Genomic DNA, 7,099 nt, shown 5'->3' with positions numbered 1-7,099 from the left:
TCGCCCTTGATAAGCTCGAGTCAAACCATTGGCGTGTTTGTCAAGGGCGATTGCGTGGCCTTCCCACTAAATTCATGGAAAGAATCTGAACCATCTACCGACTTTTCATAGAACTTTTGACAGTACCTTTTATTGTTTTTTAGATTGAAAAGTATCGTTTTGGATTATATTGTATTAAATTTTGAATATCATTCTCTTTAATGCCTTTCTGCTTTAATTCGGGTATAACCGAATTAAACAAGTAACGCGGATGCCAATTTTCGTATTCTTCATTAAAAGGAAATCGACCGAGGTAGCTACATACAGAGTCACATGAAATAATAATTTGTTCGGAATACCCCATCTGTAATAAACCATAAAGTGTACCTATCCTTAGTCTATCTTTAGAAAAATGCTCATTTCCAAATCTATCGAATCCAACCAATGCGCCTTCATCCAATATACTCAATTGATAATCTAAATTGTGATTTGCACAACAATGCCCAATAATACATTTTTGTAAATTTACACCCTCACTTTTAAACAACTGTACTTGCTCCGGTCCCATTGTCCCATGCTCTGTATGAGTAATAATCGGAATTCCGGAGATTCTGGATGCATGACTTGCTGCTTTAAGACACATTTCTTCATATTCAGTTATCCTGTTATAGCCAGTGGCAGCTTTAATGATTCCTGGTCGAATTCCTGTTTCTCCAATGCCATCAGTGATTTCTTTCAAATAAATTTCTAAGATTTCTTCCCATGAAAGTCTCTGTATAGCAAACAATTTTCCTCTTGCCTCTAAGTCAAATCCCGTTGAACATATTATACGAACCCCGGAACGTTGGGAGACCTCGGCCATTAACTCAGGATCTCTGCCTAATTCCATAGTACAAGGATCAACCATACAGTCTACCCCGTAGGTTTTTAATTCTTGTAAGCGATCAACTGCCCGATCAATAATTTCTTTCCTAATATACTTAGGTGAAAAAGGGTCAAGATGCCATCCTGTATAGCCGATTTGTAAATGTTCATGCATCAAGATATAGTTAAAATCATTGATCTCAACTTCCCCTGTTACTGTTTGAACTTGTCCCATTATTTCCCCTCCCGCCACCTGGTTACCTTGTCAGATTCTTTTTATACATCACATAACTATTCCTATAGTATTTTTCCAAAAATTCAGATAATAAAATGAGTAAAGTTTTTCTTTTTTGGCTATATTCTTCTTTTGAGTTATTTCTGATCTACTCTCATACAAATTGGCCTTATTTTAAAACTAATCTTCTTCACCTAATTATTTATAAGGAACATGACTTTATACTAGGTGAAGAAGAAACTGATGAAGTTGTTCCCTTGCCTTTTCCAGCATACTGACTACATTACGCTTCTTTACTAATTATTTATTCATCCTCTTTCATCTTAATCTTCCACGTCTTCCATTCATTGTTTTTGAGGTGCTCGCGCATTGTGGCTCTTGCTTTTTTTTCATCTTTTTCACTGATTGCTTCCATTATTGTAAAATGTTCTTCTACCCCTTCTTTATGCCTATTTGGCAAGTTTGAAGACTGTTTTTTGCTTTCCTCAATCCCACTTTTAAACAGACTGGAAATAGAATCGAATACCTTTATAAAAGCACTATTATGGGTAGCATAGAATAATGTTTTGTGAAAAAGAAAATCATTCTCTACTCTTTCCTCAAGCTTCTCGGAACTCGCGAGTTTACGATTGTATTCTTTTAAAAGTTCAATATCTTCCTCTGTTGCTCTGTCGGCTGCTAACGAAGCTGCTTCAATTTCTAAAGCACGGCGAAGTTCAAGAATTTCGATTAGAGATTGAATATTTAGTAGCGAGGGTCCAATGGACTGGACAAACGTTTCCCCCTCTAATTTCCGAATGAAATTTCCTGATCCAGATCGGCTTTCCACTACACCGCTTGCTTTTAACACGCTCATAGCTTCCCGGACAACTGTCTTACTAACTCCAAATTCTTCAGCAAGTTTTCCTTCAGCAGGTAATTTATCACCTTCTTTGTAATCTCCCCTTCTAATAAGTTGATAAATTTGTTGAACAATTTCTTCATAAATTTTTTGACGCCTAATAGGAGTAATACTCACTTTTATCACCTCAATTATTTTTATCTTCTTAAACTATAGTAATCCCCCCTTTCATTTTTCACAAATATAAATGGACAGCTGCAGTTCTTTATTCGTTTATTTAAGAGTAAGGAGACAGAACTACTTCATGTCTCCCTCCGATCTTCATAGCACAGCTTTCATAAAGACTTAAAGGCTTGTTGATTTCTATCCTTTTCATTAATAATGGATCTTTCTGTATTACGTCCTTTCCTTCTCTGCATTATATACATACAAAGAATAACGATAGTACCCACTGTATCTGTTATCCAGCCAGGGTTAATTAAAATAATCGCCATTACAAACAGTAATGTACTTTCAACCATATTTAATTTCACTACCCAAAACCCTTGTAAGGATGTTGTTAATACATAAACACCTAATATAGCAGTAACAATTGCAATAACCGTTTGTAGTGTAAAGACTTCATCGCCAACGCCTAACAATAGAATTGGTGAATAAACAAACATAAATGGAATAATATAACCTGATAGTGCCAATCTGAAACTGGTCCATCCAACCTTGTTTGGTCTTTCACCAGCGATAGCCGCTCCAGTATAGGCTGCTAAAGCTACTGGAGGTGTAATATTAGATAAGCAAGCATAATAGAAAACAAACATATGAGCAGCTAACACCGGTACGCCTAGCTGAATAAGTGGCGGTGTTGCAATTACTGCAGCTACAATATAAGCTGCTGTAGTTGGTAGCCCCATCCCTAAAATAATACTTATAACCATAGTTAAAAAGAGAGTTATTACCAAGTTTCCATTAGCGAAACTAATTAGCTGATTTCCTAACGTTAAGCCAATGCTAGTTAAAGATGTAATCCCAACAATAAAACCGACTAACGCACAGGCAATTCCGATTCCTAATGCCCCTTTTGCTCCGTTTTCTAATGTGTTCAAAAAGTCTTTTAGTGATAACCGTGTTTCTTTCCTGAGAAAACTGGCAAGGATCGTTGTCACGATTCCCCAGAAGGCTGCAAAAAGTGGTGTATAGCCATCAATCAAAAGGTAGAAGATCACTACAATTGAGATTAATAAATGGCCTCGTGCCCGCATGGTTTTTCTAATGTTCGGTAATTCTTCTTTAGGAACCCCTTTAAGCCCTAATTTCCTAGATTCATTTTCCACCACAAACCATAAAGCCAAATAGAATAAGAGGGCAGGGACCAATGCAGCTAACATGATTTGGGAATAGGGAATCCCTGTGTATTCAATCATGATAAAAGCAGCTGCCCCCATAACAGGTGGAACCAGTTGTCCCCCTGTTGAACTGACCGCTTCAACAGAAGCAGCAAAGTGAGGCTTGTATCCTTTCTCTTTCATCAATGGAATAGTAAACGCTCCTGTGGAGGCTACGTTAGCAACCGCACTGCCGTTAATGGTACCCATCAAGCTGCTTCCTAAGATTGCGATTTTAGCCGGTCCTCCTGGTTTATGCCCCGCGATTCCCATGGAAAAATCATTAATAAACTGAGAAAGCCCTGTTTTGCCAAGGATTGCACCAAATAATATGAACAAAAATATATACGTGGAAGATACACCAAGGGCAATACCGAAAATTCCCTCTGAACTTAAATAGAGGTGTTCAATTATCCGTTCAATGGAGTACCCACTATGACCAAGCGAACCAGGCAATAAATAACCGAAATATCCATATAAAATAAACACCAATCCTAAAATAGGCAGTTCATAACCTATAGCTCTCCTCGTGGTTTCAAAAATCAGAAGAATACATAAAGCACCAAAGATGTAATCAGTAATAATTGGTACCCCGGCACGCAATTGCAAGGCATCATAACCAAATAATAAATAACCGGCAGCAGCAAGACTCATTATAGCTCCGATCCAATCCACTACAGTAGGTCGAACTTGATTAGATTTCTTTAAGGCAGGATACAGCAAAAAAATTAGAACCATTAAAAATGCAAGGTGGACTGATCTTTGTTTTACTTGCATCAAAAGCCCAAATTGAGCAGTATATAAATGGAAAAGGGAAAAAGATATTGCAATTAGAGTGACTATCAGGCCACTAACCCCTGTTAACTTTCTATAACGAGTGCTAGAATCAAATTTCTTTATCAACTCTTCTTCATTATTTTTTTTCTCCATTTCCCTTTACCCTCCTTACATTTTTTGTCACTCTACTTCGCTTGTATCCAGACCCTGCTCTTGATAGTAACGCTTAGCTCCTTCATGCAATGGAGCAGTTAAGCCTTCTAAAGCCAGTTCCAGTTCCATCGCCGCAATTGCATTATGACTTCCCTGTACCTCTTCAATATTTTCATATATTGATTTTGTTAAGTTATAAACAAGATCTTCATCCAAATCTTCATGAGTGAACAGAATATTAGACACACCCAAAGTAGGGATATCTTCATCAACACCTTTATATGTGCCTCCCGGAAGTGTCACGGATACATAAGTCGGATTCTTCTCTATAACAGCTTTACGTTTATCTTCCTCAATTGGTAATATTCCGATGTCTGTTGAATTAGCAAGGTCTACTACAGCCGGAGTTGGTAATCCTCCAGAAATCATGATTGCATCAGTCTGTCGGTTTTTCATTGCTTCCGCAGCTTCATTGAACCCAACAAAGTCAGCTTTAATAGAACCACCTTCTCCATAACCTAATCCATACGCTTCTAATATTTCAGTCGAGTTAACATCAGCTGCACTTCCTATCGCTCCAGGGATAAAACGCTTTCCATCAAGATCTTCAATTGTCTTAACATCTCCTTCATTATTAACTAGAAAATGAATGTAATTTGGATATAAATTTGTAATTGTTCTTAAATGTTCGTGAGATTCGGTATAAGTACCGGCTCCTTGATAGGCATCATAAATAACTCCACTTTGACCAATTGCAATTTGGACTTCCCCCCGCTTTAATAATTCGATATTATTAGGAGTTCCCTGGGTTGATTGTGCAGATACACGTATATTATCAATATGATTAGACCATAAGTTAGCCAATGTATTACCTATTGGATAATAAGCTCCTCCTGTTGTAGCTGTGGCAATATTGATATCTGTCAAACCGGAATTTCCAGAACCATTAATTTCTTCCGCTGACTCCTGCCCACAGGCGCCTAATAAGAAACCGCCTACTAACCCCAATATTACTAACATAGTTTTTTTGAACTTCAATATCATAACCTCCCTGTATATTGGTCAACTTAAGCCATTTGTATTAAATCGGTTAAAAAGTCTACATTTACCTCTAATTCTTTTCCTAGTCTTTCTAATTCTGTGACAGTTTCAATTGTTAAAGGAACTCCCTCAGATCTACGCTTTTCTAATGTAATTGTTTCTATTTCCCCTGGAATATAAATACGATCAAATCCTTTTTGTAGCTTTAGATTTCTAACTTCACTAATAGCTTGATCTATTTTCTTTTTAAATTCCACCTCGGATATGAATAGGTCTGGTCTTAATACAATTGCAAACATTCCCACGTTTTGAGGTTCTGTAAAGTTCGAATATAGATCATTTATATGCGGTCCCCAATTGCTGCCGGTCATAATTCCTGAAAGAATATCAACCATAAAGGCTAAGCCATATCCTTTTGGCCCTCCCAGTGGAAGAACTAAACCATCTACAGCCTCCTGAGCATTAGTCGTTTCTTGTCCATTCTTATCAATTGCCCATCCTAAAGGAATGTTCTCATTGTTTTTCATTGCTAATATAATCTTTCCTTTAGAAACCACACTTGTAGCCATATCAAGTATAAAAGGTTTTTCTCTCCCCGTTGGAAAACCATATGAGAAAGGATTTGTTCCAAAATATTTTTCAGCCCCTCCAAATGGAGGCATATTAGCGGGGGCATTAGCAGTAATGAATGTAATTAATCCTTCATTAACCGCCAACTCACTATAATATCCTAAAGTTCCAAGATGGTTGGCGTTTGTTAATCCTACTATAGCCACTCCTGATTTTTTGGCCTTTTCAATTGCAATCTCTGTAGTTTTTCGAGCAATATAGGGACCAATTCCATTATTCCCATCAATGTATGCGCTTACAGGCGTTTCATGAATGATACTGACATCAGCCTTAGCCCGTACTACTCCCACATGTAAGCGCTTTAAATAAATAGGAACGCGAGTAATCCCATGAGAGTCTACCCCCCGTAAATTAGCTCGAACTAAATGAGTGGCCGTTTCTTGTGCTTCCATCTCGGAAAGTCCGCCCTTTAATAAGATGTCATAAGCCAGCTTTTCTAGCCTTCTATAATCAATATATAATGGCTTTTTAGTCATTTTCATCACTTCTCTTCCACTTATTGAGTTTTATTTATCGTTAACTCCTTTTTAATTCCTTTTTGTATCAATACTTGGTCAATCCACGATTGATCCAGCGATTCGTTTTCTATTTGTTCAAAAATCCTTTCTTCAGCTTGGCTTTTTTCTATTGTCTTTCTAGCAACTTCTTCTACAAATTGATTTGGTACTATAACGACTCCGTCTAAATCTCCAATAACCAAATCACCCGGATGTACTACCACATCACCGCATGTAACTGGCACATTCACCTCACCCGGCCCATTTTTATATGGCCCCCGAGGCTGTAACCCTTTTGCATATACAGGAAACTGTAAGCTATTAATCCCATCTGCATCTCTCACTGCTCCGTTTATGACAAATCCTCTGATTCCTTTCTTCTTTGCATATCTGGACATAATTTCGCCCGTAGTCGCATGACTTAAAGTCCCCCCTGCATCGACAACAATCACATCACCAGGGGAAGCTAATTCTATTGCTTTGTGCATCATAAGGTTATCGGTTGGAGGCACCTTGGCAGTAATTGCCCTGCCTAGCAGCTTCATTCCATTTTTATGGATTGCTTTAATTTCACCACCAATCGAGTTCACTCTCCACATGACATCAGCAATATTTGAAGTAGGTAAATCAAGATAAGCATCAATCAACTCTTTTGGTAACGTAGGTACTTTTTCAATTATTTTAAAACCTGCTTCCAAATCAG

Annotated in this window: 6 protein-coding genes; all 6 read right to left on the bottom strand. The window is 37.7% G+C overall.

Translation table 11 applies throughout. The features are described 5' to 3' along the window. Nucleotides 1–139: 139 nt before the first annotated feature. The 6 genes from M3202_RS09565 to M3202_RS09540 all read right to left on the bottom strand — a co-directional run bounded on the left by M3202_RS09565 (nt 140) and on the right by M3202_RS09540 (nt 7,094). Complete coding sequence (locus M3202_RS09565; RefSeq protein WP_251223124.1) at nt 140–1,078, bottom strand: phosphotriesterase family protein; 939 nt, start codon at nt 1,076–1,078, stop codon at nt 140–142. Nucleotides 1,079–1,382: 304 nt separating this feature from the next. Next, nucleotides 1,383–2,096 (bottom strand): FadR/GntR family transcriptional regulator, encoded by a 714-nt coding sequence (locus M3202_RS09560; protein WP_251223123.1) that lies wholly within the window; start codon nt 2,094–2,096, stop codon nt 1,383–1,385. Between the two features lie 158 nt (nt 2,097–2,254). Then, nucleotides 2,255–4,228, bottom strand: a complete 1,974-nt coding sequence (locus M3202_RS09555; protein WP_251223122.1) for a TRAP transporter permease — start codon at nt 4,226–4,228, stop codon at nt 2,255–2,257. Nucleotides 4,229–4,255: 27 nt separating this feature from the next. After that, nucleotides 4,256–5,266 carry a TAXI family TRAP transporter solute-binding subunit gene (locus M3202_RS09550; RefSeq protein WP_251223121.1) on the bottom strand — a complete coding sequence of 337 codons (1,011 nt, stop codon included), beginning with the start codon at nt 5,264–5,266 and terminating at the stop codon, nt 4,256–4,258. Nucleotides 5,267–5,295: 29 nt separating this feature from the next. Then, entirely contained in the window at nt 5,296–6,381 is a 1,086-nt protein-coding gene (locus M3202_RS09545; RefSeq protein ID WP_251223120.1) for an Ldh family oxidoreductase, read from the bottom strand. Between the two features lie 14 nt (nt 6,382–6,395). Next, complete coding sequence (locus M3202_RS09540) at nt 6,396–7,094, bottom strand: RraA family protein (RefSeq protein WP_251223119.1); 699 nt, start codon at nt 7,092–7,094, stop codon at nt 6,396–6,398. Between the last annotated feature and the right edge of the window lie 5 nt (nt 7,095–7,099).

It is taken from the genome of Halalkalibacter oceani (genome assembly GCF_023715605.1).
Taxonomy (GTDB): Bacteria; Bacillota; Bacilli; order Bacillales; family Bacillaceae_D; genus Halalkalibacter; species Halalkalibacter oceani.
The sequence above is the reverse complement of the archived record's forward strand: the minus strand, read 5'-3'. Positions and strand labels throughout refer to the sequence as shown.